Source organism: Bacillus sp. CFBP9009, from assembly GCF_036541465.1.
Classification (GTDB): Bacteria; Bacillota; Bacilli; order Bacillales; family DSM-1321; genus Peribacillus.
Genome location: NZ_JAZHFU010000022.1, coordinates 33,078 through 53,870, shown reverse-complemented (window position 1 = coordinate 53,870; position 20,793 = coordinate 33,078). Strand labels below are relative to the sequence as shown.

Annotated in this window: 17 protein-coding genes; 3 read left to right on the top strand and 14 right to left on the bottom strand. The window is 41.5% G+C overall.

Annotation, left to right across the window (positions count from 1 at the left end; all coding sequences use genetic code 11):
- Window positions 1-189: 189 nt before the first annotated feature.
- From V3595_RS26120 to V3595_RS26110, 3 genes are all read right to left on the bottom strand, one after another.
- Window positions 190-735: a TetR/AcrR family transcriptional regulator gene (locus tag V3595_RS26120; RefSeq protein WP_485910654.1), complete on the bottom strand. Its 546-nt coding sequence runs from the start codon at window positions 733-735 to the stop codon at window positions 190-192.
- 146 nt (window positions 736-881) lie between these two features.
- A complete protein-coding gene (locus V3595_RS26115) occupies window positions 882-1,784 on the bottom strand; it encodes an alpha/beta hydrolase (RefSeq protein WP_485910652.1) in 903 nt (300 codons plus the stop codon).
- A gap of 609 nt (window positions 1,785-2,393) precedes the next feature.
- Window positions 2,394-2,918, bottom strand: a complete 525-nt coding sequence (locus V3595_RS26110; RefSeq protein WP_485910650.1) for a hypothetical protein — start codon at window positions 2,916-2,918, stop codon at window positions 2,394-2,396.
- A gap of 278 nt (window positions 2,919-3,196) precedes the next feature.
- Here V3595_RS26110 and brnQ point away from each other — a divergent pair, with 278 nt between their 5' ends.
- Window positions 3,197-4,537, top strand: a complete 1,341-nt coding sequence (gene brnQ / locus V3595_RS26105; RefSeq protein ID WP_063596029.1) for a branched-chain amino acid transport system II carrier protein — start codon at window positions 3,197-3,199, stop codon at window positions 4,535-4,537.
- A 201-nt stretch (window positions 4,538-4,738) separates the two neighbouring features.
- Here the strand turns inward: brnQ and V3595_RS26100 are convergent, their stop codons facing one another.
- From V3595_RS26100 to V3595_RS26055, 10 genes are all read right to left on the bottom strand, one after another.
- Window positions 4,739-5,257, bottom strand: a complete 519-nt coding sequence (locus V3595_RS26100; protein WP_485910647.1) for a DinB family protein — start codon at window positions 5,255-5,257, stop codon at window positions 4,739-4,741.
- A gap of 164 nt (window positions 5,258-5,421) precedes the next feature.
- Complete coding sequence (locus V3595_RS26095; protein WP_230177757.1) at window positions 5,422-5,580, bottom strand: YuzK family famiily protein; 159 nt, start codon at window positions 5,578-5,580, stop codon at window positions 5,422-5,424.
- 316 nt (window positions 5,581-5,896) lie between these two features.
- A complete protein-coding gene (sdaAA, locus tag V3595_RS26090; protein ID WP_485910645.1) occupies window positions 5,897-6,772 on the bottom strand; it encodes an L-serine ammonia-lyase, iron-sulfur-dependent, subunit alpha in 876 nt (291 codons plus the stop codon).
- Window positions 6,773-6,811: 39 nt separating this feature from the next.
- Complete coding sequence (sdaAB, locus tag V3595_RS26085) at window positions 6,812-7,474, bottom strand: L-serine ammonia-lyase, iron-sulfur-dependent subunit beta (RefSeq protein ID WP_054399153.1); 663 nt, start codon at window positions 7,472-7,474, stop codon at window positions 6,812-6,814.
- A gap of 300 nt (window positions 7,475-7,774) precedes the next feature.
- On the bottom strand, window positions 7,775-12,106 hold the full coding sequence (locus tag V3595_RS26080; protein WP_485910643.1) for an endonuclease: 4,332 nt from the start codon (window positions 12,104-12,106) through the stop codon (window positions 7,775-7,777).
- Between the two features lie 54 nt (window positions 12,107-12,160).
- Window positions 12,161-14,971 carry a bifunctional metallophosphatase/5'-nucleotidase gene (locus V3595_RS26075; RefSeq protein WP_485910641.1) on the bottom strand — a complete coding sequence of 937 codons (2,811 nt, stop codon included), beginning with the start codon at window positions 14,969-14,971 and terminating at the stop codon, window positions 12,161-12,163.
- Window positions 14,972-15,419: 448 nt separating this feature from the next.
- Window positions 15,420-15,545 carry a hypothetical protein gene (locus V3595_RS26070; RefSeq protein WP_485910639.1) on the bottom strand — a complete coding sequence of 42 codons (126 nt, stop codon included), beginning with the start codon at window positions 15,543-15,545 and terminating at the stop codon, window positions 15,420-15,422.
- A 293-nt stretch (window positions 15,546-15,838) separates the two neighbouring features.
- A complete protein-coding gene (locus tag V3595_RS26065; RefSeq protein WP_485910637.1) occupies window positions 15,839-16,690 on the bottom strand; it encodes a pirin family protein in 852 nt (283 codons plus the stop codon).
- Between the two features lie 70 nt (window positions 16,691-16,760).
- Window positions 16,761-17,234 carry a MarR family winged helix-turn-helix transcriptional regulator gene (locus V3595_RS26060; protein WP_485910635.1) on the bottom strand — a complete coding sequence of 158 codons (474 nt, stop codon included), beginning with the start codon at window positions 17,232-17,234 and terminating at the stop codon, window positions 16,761-16,763.
- Between the two features lie 186 nt (window positions 17,235-17,420).
- Entirely contained in the window at window positions 17,421-17,975 is a 555-nt protein-coding gene (locus V3595_RS26055; protein WP_485910633.1) for a helix-turn-helix domain-containing protein, read from the bottom strand.
- Between the two features lie 103 nt (window positions 17,976-18,078).
- Between V3595_RS26055 and V3595_RS26050 the strand changes: the two genes are divergently transcribed.
- Window positions 18,079-18,663, top strand: coding sequence for a LysE family transporter (locus V3595_RS26050; RefSeq protein ID WP_485910631.1), 585 nt, complete (start codon window positions 18,079-18,081; stop codon window positions 18,661-18,663).
- Between the two features lie 232 nt (window positions 18,664-18,895).
- Here the strand turns inward: V3595_RS26050 and V3595_RS26045 are convergent, their stop codons facing one another.
- Window positions 18,896-19,681 carry a PhzF family phenazine biosynthesis protein gene (locus tag V3595_RS26045; RefSeq protein WP_485910629.1) on the bottom strand — a complete coding sequence of 262 codons (786 nt, stop codon included), beginning with the start codon at window positions 19,679-19,681 and terminating at the stop codon, window positions 18,896-18,898.
- A gap of 315 nt (window positions 19,682-19,996) precedes the next feature.
- Between V3595_RS26045 and V3595_RS26040 the strand changes: the two genes are divergently transcribed.
- Window positions 19,997-20,746, top strand: a complete 750-nt coding sequence (locus V3595_RS26040; RefSeq protein WP_485910627.1) for a sulfite exporter TauE/SafE family protein — start codon at window positions 19,997-19,999, stop codon at window positions 20,744-20,746.
- Window positions 20,747-20,793 lie beyond the last annotated feature (47 nt).

Sequence of the window (20,793 nt, the reverse complement as noted above, 5' to 3'; positions counted from 1 at the left end):
AAAACTGCATTTGATTTTTCGTCTATCGTATATTTAGTCAAAAAAACTGCACCTCCAATTGTTAGATGTTGTCTAACAATTGGGGTGCAGTTCAAAAGCAGCTCCTTTATTGAAATAAAGTACCCATTAGTTTAAGTACTTGTTCAGAATGAGAAAAAAGGCGTCCCGGTTCTGCAGAAACGCCTATTATTATAAATTCCTCTCTAACAAAATCCCCAATTGTTCTGCCAAGACTTGGGGTGGATCAGGTATTCCATTCATGAAATACGATTCTACTATCCCTACAATAGCTACTCCAAAAAATTGAATGATAACTTCCTTACTCAATCCTTGATTTTTCCCTTCGTTTACATCTACTTCATTCTTTACTTCTTCAACGACAAGCTCAAGAAAGCTACTGCGAAAAAAAGGTGCCCCTTTGTCTGCCAACATGGTTGAAAAGAAGGAATAATGACTTTCAAAGTATTCAAACCAAATGAGAAGAGCATCTGTAAAACTCAATTCTGTTGAGGATTCACAAAGTTTTCTTAGTTCGTTAATATGTTCTTCAATGAGCTTATCGAGCAGATCATATTTATCCAAGTAATGAGAGTAAATGGTTCTTCGGCCAACATTCGCTCTGTCGGCAATATCCTGTATCGTAATCTGATCAAAATTCTTTTCAGACATCAGCTCAATAAAAGCTTTTTTTATTGCTTCTTGAGATTTGAGTATTCTTCTATCCACGTTAGACATTGTGAGAGTCACCAAACTTTCTTGAAAAACCTTGTGCTATAAGGTACAGCCGTTTTCCTAAAAGTACTGGGAAAACGGCTTTATTCTTAATGATACCAAGCTTCTGTTTTTTTTAAAACACGTGTTGGATGCTACTTTCTTATTTCTTAAAGATTCTTGCCAAAGAACTCTGTTAACTTAGTTACAGCTTGATCTACATATTCTGGGATATCATACATAGCAATATGCGTTGCACCTTCAACCCAGAACAACTCCTTTGGTCCATTCGAAGATTCATGGAATTGTTCGCTGTAACCGCGTGTGTCAGCCTCGGTTCCTACAATCAATAACATAGGTTGAGTCAGGTAGGTGCTAATTTGGCTTGATGCCGAGAATGCCATGAGCTTGTCAACGCTTGTAAATAGGAATCGATTTGGAGAATTAGGGTGCTGTGCTCTAGGCGTTCTATAGTAGTCAAAAGCTTCACGCATAAGCACAGGTGTATTTTCATCAATTTCTTCAAGCGTATCAGGCGCATAAGTAAGGAAATGCGCTTCTGTTCCATTTGCTTCTGCAGTACGCTGCTTAGCAACCGCCTCAAGTGTTTGTAATTGTGTTTCAATGCTGCCTTCTCCTCGGAACATAGCACCGATGTCCACCGCACTTACAGTCGCTACTGCCTTGATGCGGCGTTCAGTTGAAGCTGCAGCTACGGCATAACCGCCACCTGCACAAATACCAAGTGCCCCAATCTTTTCTTGGTCAATATACGGAAGAGTCGTCAAATAATCCACCGCACAACGCACATCTTCTACTCTGGCATTCGGATCTTCAAGCAAACGTGGTTCTCCGTCGCTCTCTCCCTGATGAGATGCGTCAAATGCTAACGCAACAATACCATTGTCAGAAAGCTTTTGTGCATATGTCCCTGCAGTCTGTTCTTTTATTCCACCACCGGGGTGTATAACAACAATCCCGGAATATTTTTTGCTTTCGTCAAATCCCTCTGGTAAATAAAGGTTCCCTGCCATCTTTAAATTTCCATTTTTAAACGTTACTGATTTTTTCATGTTTTTTCCCCTTTTTTATAAAGAATTCGATGCCCCAAGAATAAACTGCACTCATGTGCAATAAGGAGCATCTGTGTAACATTATATACGGGAGCAGGATATCTTCAATGACCAATTGAATACGATTCGTGCGTTAGTGCACAATTTGAGTGAAATTGTGTAATATACCTTCATCCATTATTCTGACGTTTTATAAAATGAAATAAAAAAAGACCTTATTCAGGTCTCAGATTGTATACAAATTCAGAAATCGAGTTTGCCTGCAGCTTTTTTCTTTAGAAAATGTTCCAGTTGTTTTCAGAAATCCGCTCCACAAAAACCGAAGTTTAATTATCATTTTCCCTGTTTCTTTTTCCTTCAAAATATAGGGATGCCGATAGAACAATGATTGCAATTAATACAACACCAGATAACCGAAATAAGTCCATATCCGTGATATACTCCACCACATTCAATATAGAAAGCGCGCGAATATGGAAATTAGTAATAAAACATCTTTTTTGCTTTGTTTCCGTTTTTCAAAAAACAATCCTAGTATTTTTTCAAAAAATACTCCCATTCTAAAACACCTCCTTCACTGTTCCCTGCCAAATAGACAGCAAAATTCAATTAAAGCCCGCCATCTAAACCGTCAATTTTTATCCCTCTGCTCCAATCACGGGTGACTTTTAATTCATTATCTATGATGGTTATCGTGAGCTCTCCTTCTTTCTCATAAATCTTGGATGAATTCTCGTCATAAATCTTAAATACAGTTATGTATGTGTAATCTACTGTGCCATCTTCATTTATGCTTTGTTCTTCAAGCTTCACACTTTGCACTTCAATGCTTTTATTGATTTCTTTGGCTACCAGTGCAGGCATTGAATAAAAACGGTTAAGAATTTGGGCATTATATTCATCTTCTGATAAATATCCTTTAATATTACCTGCAATTTCATCAAAGGTTGGAGGATTGGCTGGATCATTAATGGTATATTGTGCAGTATAATAGCCTTTAAATACCTTTTCTGCCTCTCCCAATTTGACCACATTTCCCTCTTTAACAAGGCTCCTCTCTGTAATTTCACCTTTTTCTTTGACCACTTCCTTGTTACATGCACCAATACATGAAAACACTGCGATAAACAACAAAAAGCTAAGAAAATTATTAATTTTTGCACCCTCATTTCCGTTTAAATTTCATTTGTTCAAAATGAATTTCATTAGTATGAGCAGCTCTTAGATGTTCAAAATAAGGTTAGGGCGGACCACTGATATCAAGGTAAATAATAAAAAACAAAAAATATATTGAAATATCAATTTAATTTAGTTATAATACGATACGGTCTTAGTATTACTGTGTATATAATTTTTAGAAAATTTAATAATTTTCTAAAATAGCAAATTTTGGTTTTTTCGGAGGGTTTATTTTGTCTAATAAGGTACCATCTTCATTTATAGTAGTGATTGGGTTCATGTTATTTGCCCTTTTCTTTGGGGCAGGGAATTTAATTTTCCCGCCAATGCTTGGTCAATCAGCAGGTATGAATATCTGGTCAGCTAATGCAGGGTTTTTGGTCACAGGAGTAGGATTACCGTTACTTGGTGTGCTGGCACTCGGTTTTTCTGGAAAAGATGACTTACAATCATTAGCGAGCCGTGTCCACCCAGTCTTTGGTATTGTATTCACAACCGTTCTTTACTTAGCCATTGGTCCATTATTCGCAATGCCTAGAACAGGAAACGTTTCTTTTGAGATCGGTGTAAAACCTTTTTTGCCTGAAGATTCAGGTCCATTGCCTTTACTTATTTTCACCATCATCTTTTTTACAGTTTCGTGCCTTCTTTCGCTCAATCCTGCGAAAATTGTCGAAATTGTGGGGAAAGTTTTAACACCAATCAAGTTGACATTCATTGGAATCCTGGTGGTAGTCGCTTTTGTTAATCCAATTGGAGATTTTCAAGCACCTGCAGAGCACTATATGGTTCAACCATTTTTCAATGGTTTCAGAGAAGGTTATTTAACCATGGATACTCTTGCATCTTTTGTTTTTGGCATCATCATCATTAATGCCATCAAAGAAAAAGGTGCTAAAACAAAAAAACAAATAATGATCGTTTGCGGGAAAGCGACTGCCATTGCGGCTGTTATCCTTGCCACCATTTATACAGCTCTCTCTTATATGGGTGCTTCAAGCGTTGGGGAACTTGGACGCTTGGATAATGGAGGCATTGTCTTGGCGAAAGTCTCGGATTATTACTTTGGAGCATATGGTGGGCTATTATTAGGATTAATGATCACAGTGGCTTGCATAACGACAAGCGTAGGACTCATTACATCTTGCTCGACATACTTCCATAAGCTATTTCCAAATCTGCCTTACAAAACGATTGCCATAAGTTTATCCGTATTCAGTGCAATCATTGCCAATATTGGACTAACCGAGTTAATTGCCATTTCTGTACCTGTTATGACAGCCATTTATCCATTAGCCATTGTTTTGATTTTCCTAACATTTCTTCATTCTTTATTTAAAGGAAGACCGGAAGTTTATCAAGGCAGCTTACTTTTAACATTCATCGTCAGTTTATTTGATGGATTAAATGGAGCAGGTGTACACATTTCATTCATCAATGATTTCTTCACTGCAATACTTCCTATGTATGAGGCAGGACTAGGATGGGTCATCCCTGCCATTGTTGGAGGATTCATTGGGTATGCCAGCAGCGTCTTAAAGTCGAAATTCGGTCATAATCACCAAATAGATTAAAATAATATAAATCAGTCCAAGCAAATTGACTGTAGACAAAAACTCGAGGAAAAGCGAGTTTGTCTACAGTTTTTTTCTTTGACAACCGTTTCAGAAACCCGCTTTCTATCCGCCGACCGTCTGCCAAGCAGTTATTCGGAAGATTTGTCGACAAACTGATATGGATAGCAGGCCATCAAAAAAACACATTTCTTTAACTTCTCATTCATTCCGTAATTTCTTCAGCAACTGAAAAATCTGTCCTCGATGATGTGATTCATGTTCAATCAAATGGTAAACGACCCATTCAGGCGTGACGTCATATTGTTTAAGTACCCTCGGTTTACGCCAATCCGTTAGGTCCATTGTGCGAAAGTTTGATAAAAATACTTCACGTACTTTATTGAGGCGGTAGAAATGTTCTTCTAATGTTTGTCCTTCAATGTGGTTTAGGGAGCCATCTTCAGCACGGCATCCTAATGGAAACAACGCGCGTATTTCCGAATCCCATTCCGAAACAAGGACCTCCTCGTATAACCAATCTGCCTCTATCAGAGCTATGTGATATAACATCGAGCCAATCGTTTGCCTTTCATCGATTTTCGTATCAAGTATATTTTGGCTGATTCCAGTCAATTTCGTTATAAGCGTACGGCGAACATCCTCTAAACACCATAGCCACCGCCCAATTTCTTCTTCATATCCCGGTAATGCAGATACCAGTAATGCTCTTCTCTCCACTAAGATCAATCCTCCTCTTCATCAACATACATTCTATTTAAACGTGTTGTCTCCTCCTTTTTAATAGAAAATTACCCTTTAGAACAAGCGAAAGAGCAATCTTTAAGATTGCTCTTTCGCTTGTTCATGTTTTTTTCGTTTTATGTTATTCGAAATCTTCGAATTTAACTCCCCAAAAAAAGATTGGCTCTCATCTCGTCTGATATACGCCTGCTTTTTAGATAATCCTGTTCCCGTTCTTGTTCAACCATCATGCGCTGCTCCAGTTTTTGAGCATATAGTGCATAGCCGATTCCATGAGCTTGAAACATCGCTTTTTCCATTGCCGACGTGTACGTTAATTCGAGAAAATTAATGAAGAATCAATCCTTCCCATAGTGAATTTCGTACTCATCTTATCATTGAAAGTGATAACTAACAAAGTTGCTATGGCTCCATATTCACTGATAATTCAGATTTTTGAACGACTGTTTCCATCTCCGTGTCCATAAACGCCAAATCCCTCCATCTTCCTCTAATTTCCTTTTTTCATTTATAAAAAGATAATCTTATTTTTGGGCAGGTTGAGGGATTGGAGTTGTTTTTTTAATACAAATTAAAAATCCCATTAACAAATCTGTTGTTAATGGGACTGAATGTTTATTTATATGAACCGAAAATTTCCTTTGCCAATCTACGCCCAGTAGGAGTCGCAGCCAGGCCGCCCTCTGCCGTTTCACGAAGTGCAACCGGCATGGTCAATCCTATTTTATACATGGCATCGATAACTTCATCACATGGAATGCGGCTCGTAATGCCTGCAAGTGCCATATCAGCTGCCGTTATCGCGTTGGATGCACCCATTGCGTTACGTTTCACGCAAGGAACTTCAACCAATCCAGCCACTGGGTCACAAACCAATCCAAGCATATTTTTCAATGTGATCGCCATCGCTTCTGCAGCTTGGCTTGGTGTACCGCCGGCCAGTTCCACTATCGCAGCTGCGGCCATTCCACTTGCCGAGCCCACTTCTGCTTGGCAGCCGCCAGCCGCTCCGGAAATGGAAGCATTGTTTGCAACAACGAATCCAAATGCAGCGGAAGTGAAAAGGAATTCAATCATCTCTGTCCGGGTCGGGTTTAATTTTTCTTTCACGGCAAATAATGTACCGGGAACAACGCCAGCAGAACCTGCAGTCGGAGTGGCACAAATCATTCCCATTGCTGCATTCACTTCGTTCGTTGCAACAGCCTTACTGACGGCATCCAATAATAAATTACCGGCCAGTGCCTTGCCCGACTTGATATAATTTTGCAAAAGAACGGCATCTCCGCCCGTTAGGCCTGTCACGGATTGCACACCTTTCAGACCTCTTTCCACCGCTTGTTCCATCACTGTCAAATTCCTGTCCATCTTTTCAATGATCTGTTCTCTCGACAGGCCCGAGAACTCCATTTCTTGTAAAATCATGATTTCCGCGATTTTTACATTTTTACTTTCAGCAAGTTCAACCAACTCTGCTACATTTCGGAACATGTTTTTACCTCCATATCTATGCCAACACTTTTATGATGATCATTCAACCATCCTTATGACTTGTGACACGTTTTCCAATCCTTCAATTTCCTTCATGACATCGCTCTGGATTTTCTGATCGACTTCAATCACCATGAGGGCCATTTGACCTTTTTCTTTCCGTGAAACTTCCATATGACCAATGTTTATTTCATGATTCGCCAATACTGTCGAAACGGAAGATATGATTCCAAACACATCGTTATGCACGACTAAAATGGCTGGGTTTTCACCCGACAATTTAAGCTTGAACGTATTCAGCTCCGTTATTTCTATCGTTCCGCCGCCAATCGATATCCCAACAAGTTCCAATTCTTTATCTTCGTCGAACAGTCTGATTTTGACTGTATTAGGATGATCCATCACAGTATCCTCGATTGTAAAGGAAACGTCCATACCGGCTTCTTCCGCTATCGTTAAAGAGGCAGGGATTCGTTCATCATCCGTATCGAAATCCAATATCCCCCCTACGACAGCAACATCCGTACCGTGTCCCCTGTAAGTTTTTGCAAAAGAACCATATAAAGAAATAATGGCTTTCTTCGGTTGCTTTCCGAATAATGTCCTTGCTACTCTGCCAATTCTGGCAGCTCCTGCTGTATGTGAGCTTGAAGGTCCAATCATGACGGGACCGATTATATCAAATGCAGATCTGTATTTCATCGCGTAATGCCCCTTTTCTGGCAATATATTTTTCAACCGTCTTTTAAGGGTAAATGAAGATCAAAAAGCGGCATAATTACTATATTAAAATATTTTTATCATTCCTGCAATGAAAACCCTTTCATTGCATATCCCATATTAACATATATTACATAACATACCTACCAAAATTTTTATTATTTAACTTAGGGATAATATTTGATTTTTCAGTATATTAAGATAATTAACTTTCGATCATTAAATTTGTAGAAAAGCATGAAAAAAGCAGCCATCAGGCTGCTTTCCCCTTCCAACTCCGATTTAACTCGCCTTTTTCTCATCGATGGATTTAGCGGCACCCCAAATTTCGGATGCCCATTCAGGATGGTCAATGAATGGATTGCGGTTATTTTGCCAGTCATAAATGACATCATTGCGATGGCTCTCGAAATCGTCGACTGGATCGAGTTCATTCCATTTCAAAAGTGTCGATAGCTTTCCATGAAGCGGTTTCGGATACGTATTGACTGTATCGGCTAATTCAAGATCCAACTCGCCGTTTCCTTCATAACGGACGGCCATGTAAAATAGCATCCGTGCTATATCGCCTTTAACATGATTTGGCGGCTCCCATGAATCTGAATCAAACTTACATTCACATCCGCTATATGTTTGACCTCCCTCGTCGAAATCGAGGTGGCCCCGTTTCCCATTCACTGTCACATCAGCGGGACGGAGGTGATGAAGGTCTGTCCCGGGACCTTTGCTTGTCCCAAAATCACCGTGGGACTTTGCCCAAACATGTTCACGGTTCCATTGTCCGGTATTGCCCCCATTCGCGTTCTTCGAGATGGATTTTCCAGAGTAAAGCAAGATGACATTCTGTTTGTTCACCGGATCTTCATCCGTTTCTTTAAGGGCATTCCACACTTGATCATAAGATAACATCGTATGACCCTTAATTATCGAGTGCAGGACCGATTTCAATTCCGTTCCCGATTTTCCTGCCGCCGTTTCGTAATAAGCTTCAAGCGGCTTATCATTCGATACGGTCAACATGAAACGGGCAACCGCTTCCGATTGCTGGTCCTCGGCTTTAACTGCGACAAGGTATGTTCCAGCTTCATTTGCAGGAAGGGTTAACGTCTGGCCGGTGACTGTACCGATAGTGGATGAAAAGGTCAGCTTATCTCCATCTGGATCTGAGAAGTGCTCACTCAAATCGATGGTGACCTTGGAACCGGTTTTCACTTCAAGATTTTCCAGGTTTTTCGTTACGACGGGCGCATGGTTTTCTTTAGGGTCGAAAGGGGAAGCAATTGCTTCCCCTTTCGAATCGACAAACTTGATATTCGATGTGTCGACACCTTCTGTTACCGACCATTTCTGAACATTTTCAGCTCCCCTGATTTCTTTTACATTGGCGTTATCAATGATGACTTCCTTCACCGCCATGCCTCCAAAATCAATGATTGCGCCTTCCTTATCCGGTTTTATCGTCACCGCAGTATTCTTCAGGCCAAGGCCTTTGAGTACAGCATATGAACCTTTTAACCAGATACCTTCTTCAATGTTGGATGTTTCGTCAAGATCGATCAAAACACTAGGTGAAGCAATCGTAAGTCTTTTTGTTTTAACGTTTGTTAAATTATACGTTTTTTCTGGTGCAGGAGTTTCGACTCCGCCAGATTCAGATAAAGAGGTTGAAATCAATACAGGGTCATGATCGCTAGCCCTTCCATGAACTTCCATGAAGGATGAGTTAATATGGACAATATCGACTTTCGTTGCCGCGGCCATATTATTCGAAACTAGGATATGGTCCAGTACTTGTGAATTGCCTTGATATGTGTAAGAATAACGTTTTTCAAATGGAACTTTCTCGATCATATTGGTTAGGTCTTTGCCCTTTAATGTTTTAAGCGGAGCCGAAAACTCAAAATCATTAAAGTCTCCAAGCAGGACGATATTCGCTTTGGCATCCTGTGACTTGATATCACTGACAAACCGATTGACGATAGAGGCAATTTGAAGCCTTTGCGTTTCACTTAAAAGGACAGGAGGCTGGTTTTTGCCGAATAACGGCTGGTCACCGCCCTTGGAATTAAAATGATTGGCTACCACCACTACGCTTTCACCTTTAAATTCGAATTGAGCGGCTAAAGGCTTCCTGCTTGAAGTGAAGGCGGGATCGGCAGGCTCGATTCGTCCAGGGTTCAAAGTAAGTTTTCCATCTTTGAAGGCCACGGACTGTGTTGCCGTTCCTTTCGTTCCTTCAGTCAATTTGACACGGTCGACATTATATAAAAAGCCTACCCGGATATTTCCGCCGGGTGCACCGCCATCAAGTTTATCTTCCGGTGCGATATCGATGAATTGATATTGCGGTCCGCCCAGCTCTTTTATTTTGTCAGTTAACTTCTTGGCACTTTGAGCAGAATCTGTTGTCCCGCTATCCGTTGCCCCATCATTATCTTGCATTTCCGTTACCCCGATGATATCGGGTTGTTTAAGATTAGTAATGATGGATGTTGCGATCGTTTCAACTTTCGAATTAGCGGTTTGAGTGGAGAAATTCTCTATATTATAGGAAGCGATCGATAGCTTATCAGCATCCTTCTCTAAAGATGTCACTTCCCGAGCCGTACCGCCATCCTTTAACGCCGGCAGCTGAGCTTCATCCGTAACTACCCTATAGTTGCTATATCCATAGCTAATGACACCCGTAACCGAGCCTTCAAAGAAATCACCCGTTTTGGCTGCAAATGATTCATCATTTATATCCAGGGTAATTCTTTCAGGGTTGAAATCCGTTTCCGTTATTTTGACGCCTCCAACTGCAGTCGTCGTTTCCATATTCCCTGGAATCACGACCAATTCACCATAGTCTTGAGGAGCAACCACTTTCGGGTTATATACTTGCACGAGCATTCCTTCCAGACTCTCGTAGAAATCAATGCCGTCTTCGCTCGGATTAAAGTCTGTCAATCTATCATCATCGATGTTCTCAGACGGCGGAATGACATCTTTTCCGATGACGATCGGTTCTGGCATTGCTGCAGTGCCAAGCTTTTCAATCGTAGTATTGGTCAATTCAGTTGTTGGAAGATCCGTCGTTTTCATTTCAGCGTATCCTTCGATATACCATTCGGCGACTTTACCTGCCACTTTGACATGATCTCCCGCTTTTAGGCCATGTGCTTTGTTGTACACAAGTATTCCCTCGGAAGTCGTTAAGTCCTTATCCGGGTTGGGATCTTGCATGTAAAAGTTATTCGCATCTTTAACATAAGTGACGACACCTTCCACACCTGAGACGAGTTGAGTTTCATAAGATGAAAAATGATTCATCCCCTGAATGTCACGAATCTTCACTTCAGTGGTTTTGTTAACGGTATAGGCAAATGTGAAAACTTCCGATGTCCTGTCGTTGACAGCAATTGCCTTGATGACCGTATCTTTCGTTAAAATGATAGGTTCAGTGTACACAGCACTTGAAGATGTTGGTGCGGATCCATCCAGCGTATAATGGATTTTCGCTTCTTCCCAACCAGATTCAAGTGATATCTTTGTATTTTCACTAACCGTACCAGGGAAAATATCCGTGTAAACGGCTGGTTTGTTCACCAGTTCATAATCTTCAATACCACGCGGCTTCAACTGGTACGTGTCATTGAACCTCGATCCGATTCCGGTTACGGAAATGACATCCCCTGCTTTAAAGCTTTTCACGAAATCTTCATAGCTCGAACCGGTCCGGTTATCATGGCGAACGATGACGGATTTCCCTTCAGAATCTTCCGCTTTGAATTCGAAAGTTCCGTATGTGCCCGATGCCGCCAATTCTGTAATGGTCGCCTTATCGATGGTGACCAGCTCACCTTGTGTATCCTCATTTACGCCAGATGCATCAATTTTTTGGATTTCAGGAAGTTCATTATCAGAAGATACGACTTCAAGGGAAGTTGGTTGGATTTGTAATTCCTTATTATAAGCGGATACTTGTCCGATTAATCTAACCTTATCCCCTTGCTTTACTTCCGCAGGCCACGAAGAACCATAAACATATAGCCCTGCCGTTTCATCTTGGATATAAAAACCTTTTCCTCCCCAATAACCAAGTCCCGTCGTGACCACCCCATCGACCTGCACGACATCTTCCGTATTCGTGCGCGCCTCGGCAATGGAATCCAGAACCTTCACATCAGGCTGTTCAGGTGTTGTTCCCCCATCAGTGATGATCGTGAAATCCGTTGCGGATTTCAGGCCGGGTACTGAAAAGTACTTTTCCAGCTTCCCCGTAATCGTCACCTGCGCTTTAAGTAATTCCGGATGTTCGACCAAATTCAAGGCCGTTCGGATACTTCCGGCTGGAAGCTGAACAGGCATGATTTTCTTAACATCCGTTTCATCCGGACTATCGGCAATGCCTATGTTCGTACTTTCAGTAAAAGGCGATGTTTGTTGATAGCTTGTACCGCTTTTAGCTGTACCGACGATATATCCCTTCACCGTCGCCGTTCCGCTGTTATTATTAATCGCTTCCATGACCGATATTGTCCCTTCGGCATTTGCTGCGGCTGCATTTGGCAGAACCATTGACAGTACGATCAGTATGGCAAAGAAAAGCTTGCTTATCCCGTTCTTCTTCAAGATCTCAACCCCTCCAACTTTTTTCCATAGGCTCAGCAATCATTTGAAAACCGCTTAAAGACTGGTTTCGCCATTCACCGTGACACCGCTCAGGCTTACGGTTTTACCGATAAGTCCCGATAAACCCAAATCACCCTCTACTGTAACCTCTGAAAAAGTAAAATCCTCCGGAGGAGTTCCCGTTAATGTAAGATTCCCTTTAACCACTGCATGTTCCAATGAAGCAATATCCGTGATATCCACAACTACATTGCCTTCATGTGTTTTTGGCGCATCAGCCGTTCCGCCAAAGTCTTTAGCCAATACCACAGTCGGGTCTGTATCATTTCCGGCCACATCCTTGATGCGTCCTTCGATGCTTGGATCGACAGTTTTCAGCCCGCTTACATAATCACGTAAATTCTCCCAATCAGCGAGGCCGATATCCGTCACTCTTCCTTCTTCATAAGCCTTCTTGAAAACGATGAATCCATCTCCGCCCTTGGCTGTAAAAGCATTGGTCGCCACAGTATATTCCTTCGCTGGATCCAATTCGGAATATGTTCCATCTTGTCCAAGGACTTCTGCCTTTGTCACACGATTGCCTGCTTCCTTCGAACTGTCGTAGCTGAATTTCATTCCGGAAACATGCAGGAAGCCGCCATTTTCCTTAGGGGCGAGGCTTACACTATGCTCTAATGCTTCATTGATTTCTGCACCCGTAAGCTTCATCGTAGCTAACGTATTCCCAAACGGTAAAACGGTGAGGATTTCCCCTAAAGTGATCTCACCTTGATCGATGCCAGCGCGGATTCCCCCGCCATTTTGGAATGCGATTACCGTATCCTTATTGAATTCCTTTGCTTTACTAAGCATTCCGTCCGTAATTAGATTACCCAGTTCGGTTTCATTTTTACGAACACTCGGTTTCGTTTCATCACCTGAATCACGAGGGGTTTCCAAGGCCTTTACAGCTGTTGCACCCGTCTTCGTTTCCTTCAGCTCCTTAATCTTCGAGGAGTATGTTTCGAGCACTTTTGCCGCTTCAGCATCATCCTGTTTTTCAGAAAGCTTAATCAGCTGACCGGCTTGTCCGACAATCTTGCCTTTCTTATCGAATTCCACATCGATCGTTCCTAAAAAGTCGCTATACTGATACCCTTGAACGATGACTGTCGGATCTTTCGTTTTCCCCTTATCATCCTTATCAATAACAACGGGGGCGTTTAACTGCGTATGGCTATGTCCGCCCACAATCACGTCGATGCCCTTGACCTTGGCAGCTAATGTTAAATCATTGTCATAGGCTGCATTGTCATCGTAACCGATATGGGATACGGCAACGATCTTATTGACACCCATGCCTTTGAACGCCTTGACCGCTTTTTCGGCTTCTTCAAGATAATTTTCAAATTCTATACTTCCTGGACTTGAAATATCTTTCGTCTCTTCAGTTGTAAGCCCGAAGAACCCTACCTTTTGGCCATCCACTTGTTTTACGATGCCATTGTATATTTTCCCTTGCTCTGGCTTACTTGAAATCAAATCCGAGAATAGTCCCTTGAACTTATCATCTTTGGAGAAGTCCACATTGGAACTGACAAACGGGAACTTTGCCCCTTTAATGAAGTCAGCCAAAGCTTGATGCCCTTCGGCGCTTGAACCCAAATCAAACTCATGATTCCCGAATGTCATGACGTCATATTTCATTAAGTTCATGAAGCGAAGATCCGCTTGCCCTTTGAATTCATTAAAATAGAGAGTTCCCGAAAATACATCACCTGCATCAACCAAAAGAGCTTGCGGCTTACTCTTACGCACTTCCTTAACAGCTGTCACCCTTTTGGCCACATTGTCCAAGTGGGCATGCGTGTCATTCGTATGCATCAAGGAAAGTGTGATTGCCTTCGCTGGATTTTTCAAAGCTTCTTTAGCAACTGCTACTTTCTTATCCGCCAATGCTATTTTCGTTTCGAATTCCTTTCGGTCCGACTCCTTGATCCCATTTAAATGGATGTCGGCTCTGGCCTTTTTAGCCGCTTTTATCTGTTCTTTCGTTTTAAGTTCCCCATTGGCAAGAGCTACATAGGCATTGACCTGCTTTGCCACTTCTTTTTTCTTTTCTGCATATACCGCATCATCATACTTACCTTTCACTTCTTTAACATAGGCGTGTATGGCTTTTCCGAGCTTGGATGTTTTGCTGACCTTCTTCAATTGCGAAGAAACGGTTTGCAGCCGCTTGTCCGCGGTCTTTAAATCACCTTTCTTCACCCAGTAAGCAGCTTTTTCATAGTAGTATGGAACTTTCAGGTCACCGTTCAAAGCTGTTTTGGTCGCTTTAGTGAATTTATCGTATAGGAGCTTTTCGATTTTCGCACCGTAAACCGTATCTTTAATATCTTTATCTGCCTTTTTCACGGCTTTATCCAATGCCTCGTATTGATTCCTGATATCAATGGATTTCTTGGCAAGTATTGAATTCGTAAGGTTGCCAATCGATTTGCCATGTGCAGCTTTTGCTTTCTCAGCCGCTTTATATCCTTTTACATAACCTTCTGAACGAGTGATGTACTTATCATAAGCTTCGATTTCTTTGTATTTGGCATCTTTTTCTTTTTTGCTTAACATTGATTTTTTAATGGTAGAGTTGATGTCTTTTTTTGCTTGTTTTGCAGACTTGATTTGTTTTTCAACAGTGGACACTGAAGCGAGTTTAGAAGTGTAGAAATAGGTATCGAATGGTTTTTTGATGGCGGCCTTGGCCGTTTTGATTTTACTATTAAGGCTAGTCGCAGCATCCGATGGTCCCGGTGCTACTGCTACGATCGTTGTCGCAGCCATTATGGTAGCTGATGCAATTTTTACGATTTTCTTTTTCCCCATTATAGTAATCCCCCCATAAGTTCTATACTGGCATAACATTCTGTTAACTTATCCATAGAATTGACGCGCTTTTCCAAAAATTGAATTCCGACAAATTGACTTACCCATACACAAATCCACCCTACTTTTTTCCTCTAAAGATCCGTGTATCTCCTATATTACAACAAAATAATCCAATTTTAAAACAAATTTACAACACAACATCGAATATTAACAGAATATTATCATTATATTCACCCCAAAATACCTAGTGGCTAATTGATGATATATCAAGAAAATTATTTAATGGTAAAATAGAATCAGTTTTATCTAAATCTAAACGTAGTCTTTCTACCTAATTGCTAAAAAGCAAAAAAGGGAGAGATTTAAATCTCTCCCAGACTGCAGACAATGTCGAAGAAGACTAGTTAGCCTCCAGTTTTTTCTTTAAAAAAGTTCCAGCTTGATTTCAGAAATCCGCTCCCTTTCCGCCGACTGTCAGCCAAGCCTCCTCGACGCAAGCGTCTGTGGGGTCTCGGCTAGCCAGTTTTTCGGCAGGAGTGTCGCATATTTCTTCAATCCTATGAGTGTTCATCTTATATAAAACAGTGAAAAATCATGTAGTATAAACTAGTCTTAAACGTGGTTCGGGATGAGACCAGCTACAGTTTTTCTAAAAAAACATTCCAGTTGATTGGAGCGGGTGTTTGAGACTCCTGCGGGAAAAACGCTTCCAAGGGAGATCCCGCAGGCGCAAAGGGCGCCGAGGAGGCTCCCGGACCGCCGGCGGAAAGCGAGTGCCCTACGTTCCAATCAACGTAATTTTGCAAACCCTCAAAAAAATAAAAAAAGAGCATCAGTTACGATGCCCTTGTCGAAAGTTCCATCTTAATGCTTCAAGAAAGTGCCTTGCCGATACTCAAGGTATGCCTGATCGATTTCCTCTTCAGTATTCATGACAAACGGTCCGCGGGCAACAACAGGCTCCATTAAAGGTTCTCCTGCATATAAAACAAGTCTTAAAGGTTCAGTTGCCGTTATATCAACTTCACTTTCCCCTGATTCCTTACAAGCACCCAGCCATAAGACCTGTCCCTTTGAGGCTCTCACTTCGTTGTTACCGAAGATTCCGCTTCCTTCTATTAGATAGATGATTCCGTTGTAGCTTCCTGGTAAATTCTGTGTAACCGATGCTCCAGGCTCCAGGACCATCTCCACCATCGTCACGGGAACATGGTTTTTCGTTGTCGAGATAACATCCTTGGATGATCCGGAAAAGACACGGATCAGTGCTCCTTCTTCTTTTCTGACCGGCATATCTTTTGCCATTAAGTTTTGATATCTTGGTGTCGTCATCTTTTCACTCCGGGGAAGGTTGACCCAAAGCTGAAGGGAATGGGCAGTCACACCTTCGGAAGGCACCTCATTATGCACAACGCCGCTTCCCGCTGTCATCCATTGGACATCACCAGGTCCAAGTATCCCTCCATCCCCGGTATGACTGTCATAGTGCTCGATCGTTCCGTCAATGACGAATGTAACGGTTTCGATTCCCCTGTGCGGGTGGATATCGAATGATCCCTTTTGAAATTTATCCTCCATCATTAAAAGGAACGGATCACTCTTTTCCCAGTTTCCTGGTTCTATGACTGGTCCGGCCGTATGAATCGGACTATACCTTTGAAGCTTCACATCTTTCACTTCGACAATATCTCGTTTATAATGATTTTCACTTTTCATTACTCCATTCCTCCCTTAAGTTACTAGTAAACTGATAAAAATGCTATCATTATGGCTGCCTGATCCAGTCTTAGGATTCCTCCTGGCTGGGATTAGGCACTTCCATCTGTAAACTATGTCTATGAATCTTTATCATCATCTCATGCATGCGCTTCTTTTCTTGATCATCCAATATATCGAATAATGAAGCTTGGAAATCGGATTGAATAGGCATGACCTTTTCCATTAACTCTTTCCCTTTTTCCGTTAATGAAATATATTTAACCTTCCATTGTTGATTACGGACGATCAAGTTCTCTTTTTCCAGCCTTGTCAGCATATGTGATACGCCTCCACGGCTTATCGTTAGGTGCTCCGCTAATTCGATTTGTGAAACAGGCTGATGGATAAGCACTTGTGCCAACATATCGAATTGTGCAGCGGTGACGCCGAAATGCTGTAAGTGTTCATTCGAAAGCTGATTGCTTCTTTGATAAAAACGAACCATTCTCAGCCAAATCAGCAAACTCAATTTGTTCTCATCCGAAAATCCCCGTCTATCCATGTTAAGCCTACCTCCCATCTTTGATGCACCTTCAGTTTACTAGTAATTTGATAACAAGTCAAATCGTTGAGCCTTTGACTTGTTGAAGCAGTATCCCCAACAGGCAGACCATACCACCAGTCAATCTATAGGGGATATTCACTTTGCAAAGATATATAATAAGCAGAACAACATTACTCCCTTTTTTTAAGTTGGATAATATAGGATCATGCTTAATCGAGTTAATGTTTCCCCTGAATTATGGTAGGCATGCGGTCTGTCAGCCTTGAATCTGATAGAATCACCATTCCTTACTGTATATTCTTCGTTATTTACACGTACAGTCACTTCCCCTTCAAAAACAGTTATGTACTCTTCCGTTCCTTCCCTATGCGAATCGGAACTTAGGAATCCACCTTTTTCTATCTCGACTGAATATACTTCAAAGCGCTTCTCATCCTCAAAGGGAAAGTGGGGATAAACTCGATATTTGCCGTTATCTTCAGATAATGATTGAATTTCACTTTTTAAAACAATTTTTGTATCCGGCTGCGGACTATTTATCAATGAAGAAAATGAAATCTTTAATCCATTGGCTATTTTCCAAATTGTTGTAATCGTAGGGCTCGATCCTCCCCTTTCTATTTGTCCGATCATCGTTTTGCTTACTCCAGTTAATTCTGCAACCTTTTCAAGACTTAATTTTTTACTTTCCCTGATGGATTTTAAATTGTTAGCAATAATAAAATTTATCTCTTCCATAAAAATGCTCCTTATTTACAATATAACGTCCGCATTGTACAATAAAAAGGAAGTCGTTATAATGTCACTTTTGGTCATTATAACATACAAAGGGGAGTCAACCATGCCTTTACTATCTTTTATGCTATTTGTTTTTATTACAAGTTTCACTCCAGGTCCAAATAACATCATGGCCATGTTATTTGCGAACAAGTACGGGTTAAAAAAGACTATTAAATTTTGTTTCGGGGTAGGTGCCGGTTTTTTTGTAATAATGTTATTGTGCAGTTATTTTAATGTTTTGCTTGAAAATTTCATACCAAAGATTGAATTTATCATGACGATTCTAGGTGCAATTTATATGCTGTATCTGGCCATAAAAATCATTTCCAGTTCAAATAAAGATAAGGACGATAATGATGACAGGAACAACAGTTTTATAGCTGGCATGCTTTTACAATTCATAAATCCAAAAGGCATCTTATATGGCATCACGGCAATATCGACCTTCATACTACCTTATCACTCTTCAAATTTCAGCTTACTATTCTTTTCATTATTTCTGGCTTTTGTTGGTTTTATGAGTACGTTCTGCTGGAGTATGTTCGGTTCTGTTTTTCAAACGTTTTTATCAAAGTATAGAAGTCAGTTTAATGTAATCATGGCTTTGTTATTAGTGTATAGTGCCATTTCGATTCTTGTACACTAAAAAGGGTAAAGGGCGCAAACCTTCATTAAGAAGGATTGCCGAGTTGTAAATTTCGAACGTTCATTTCCACTCCAGGCACTCGCTTTCCGCAGGCGGTCCGGGAGCCTCCTCGGCGCCTATGCGCCTGTGGGGTCTCCCTTGGACGCGCTTTTCCCGCAGGAGTCTCGTACCTTCCGTTCCAATCAACTTTGTTTTAAGATTTAGATTGAACCCTCTCAAACCCTCCCCTGCATTAAATGGTTAAGTTCCCTTCGAATATTGTCACGGCATGTCCAGAAAGTTTAACTGTGTTTTCCGTTACTTCAACCTTCAGCAGTCCGCCTCTTTCCGATGCCTGATAGGCTATAAAAATACTTTTGTCCAGCTTTCTTTTCCAATATGGTCCCAGACAGCAATGGGCCGAGCCCGTTACTTGATCTTCGTCAAGGCCTTGGGCAGGGGAGAAGAAACGTGAAACGAAATCATATTCACTGCTATCCGATTGACTCGTTACAATGACGCCCCGAACCGGCAATTGGGCAATGGAATCTATATCCGGCTTTAAATTCCTTACGATTTGCTCTGATTGAACTTCGACTAGAAGATCCCATTTGTTTTGCCCAACATACGCAGGCACAACACCTAAAGCCTTTATCAGTAAATCAGGGGCAGCGGTCTCCTTCTCCCTTAATGACGGAAATTCCAACTGAACCATCCCTTCAACGAATTTTGCAGTGAGAAGCCCGCTTTTCGTATGATAGGCAATCGGCTGATTCCTTGGCACGCATCCTTTATCCCATAAAAAGAAAGAGCTTGCCAGCGTCCCATGTCCACAAATCGGGATTTCAATGGAAGGTGTGAACCATCGCAGCTTCCATTCACCATTTTGAGGTTGAATAAAAGCGGTAACAGGCATATTAATCTCTTTAGCTATTCGCTGCATCCACTCGGTGTCACTTTCCACTGTAAGAAGGCAGGCTGCAGCAGGGTTTCCTTTAAAAGGTTGATCTGTAAACGTATTAATGATGGTTAATTCCAAAAAAACGCCTCCTTAAATGGGCTTCTCCGTAATACATTTCCACAAAAAAGACAACAATCCTGTGTTCCCCCCATTTATCTTAGAATTCCCGACCACACTTCTCAAGAATCGGCCCCACTATATCCCTCTTATTTCAGCTCCCTGAGCACTTAAAACCATTCTGTGTATCTCTCCATTAAAAACCAATTCAAACACTTCACGAAGAGCGTAAACGATCTTGTATAACCTCTTTCAAAACATAGTTACCTCAATATAATTATGGATTGGTATGGTATAATTACAGAAAGGATAATTTTTGCTTCAGGAGGTGAAAAAATGACGATCAGCAGCATCATATTGGTGGTGGCGGCAGTCTTTATCGGCGCCTTGATGCGGACAATGTTCGGGTTCGGTGAAGCGATTGTCAGCATGCCGCTGCTTGCCTTACTTCACATTCCGCTTAATACTTCGGTTTCCCTGATTGGATTGGCTGGTCTTACCGTTGCCTCGCTAACCGTCGTTAGCGGATGGCGGCATATCGAACGCTCGGTTTTAATCAGGTTGGCGGCTTCAACGGTCATCGGCATACCAGCCGGCCTCGCTTTGCTGCATTACGCACCTTCTATGATCGTCACTTCTGCACTCGGTGTTTTTTTGATTGCATATGGAGGATATTCTCTTCTAAAGCAAAAACTTTTTCAGGCTGTGGATAAACCCTTACTCAACTCGCAGGGCTGGGTATGGCCGTTCGGTTTTGCGTCGGGAGTCCTTGGCAGCGCCTATAATTTTAACGGAGTGCCGGTTGTCGTCTATGGAACGTTACGAAGATGGAATCCAGATCGATTTCGCGGAACATTGCAAGCCCATTTTCTTATTTCCGGAATCCTGGTCGTGACGGGTCATGCGCTAGGCGGACTGTGGACCGCCGATTCATTTATTCTATATGCTTATTCCATTCCAGCCATATTACTTGCGACAGGTCTCGGTATCTTCATGAATAAGCGAATTCCTGCGAAGAAATTCGAAAGCTATTTATTCTTTATCATCATTGCGCTAGGTGTACTATTATTAATTTCCCATGACTAATAACCAAAAGCCTGATTTCTCTTTGAAACAACGAGGAATCAGGCTTT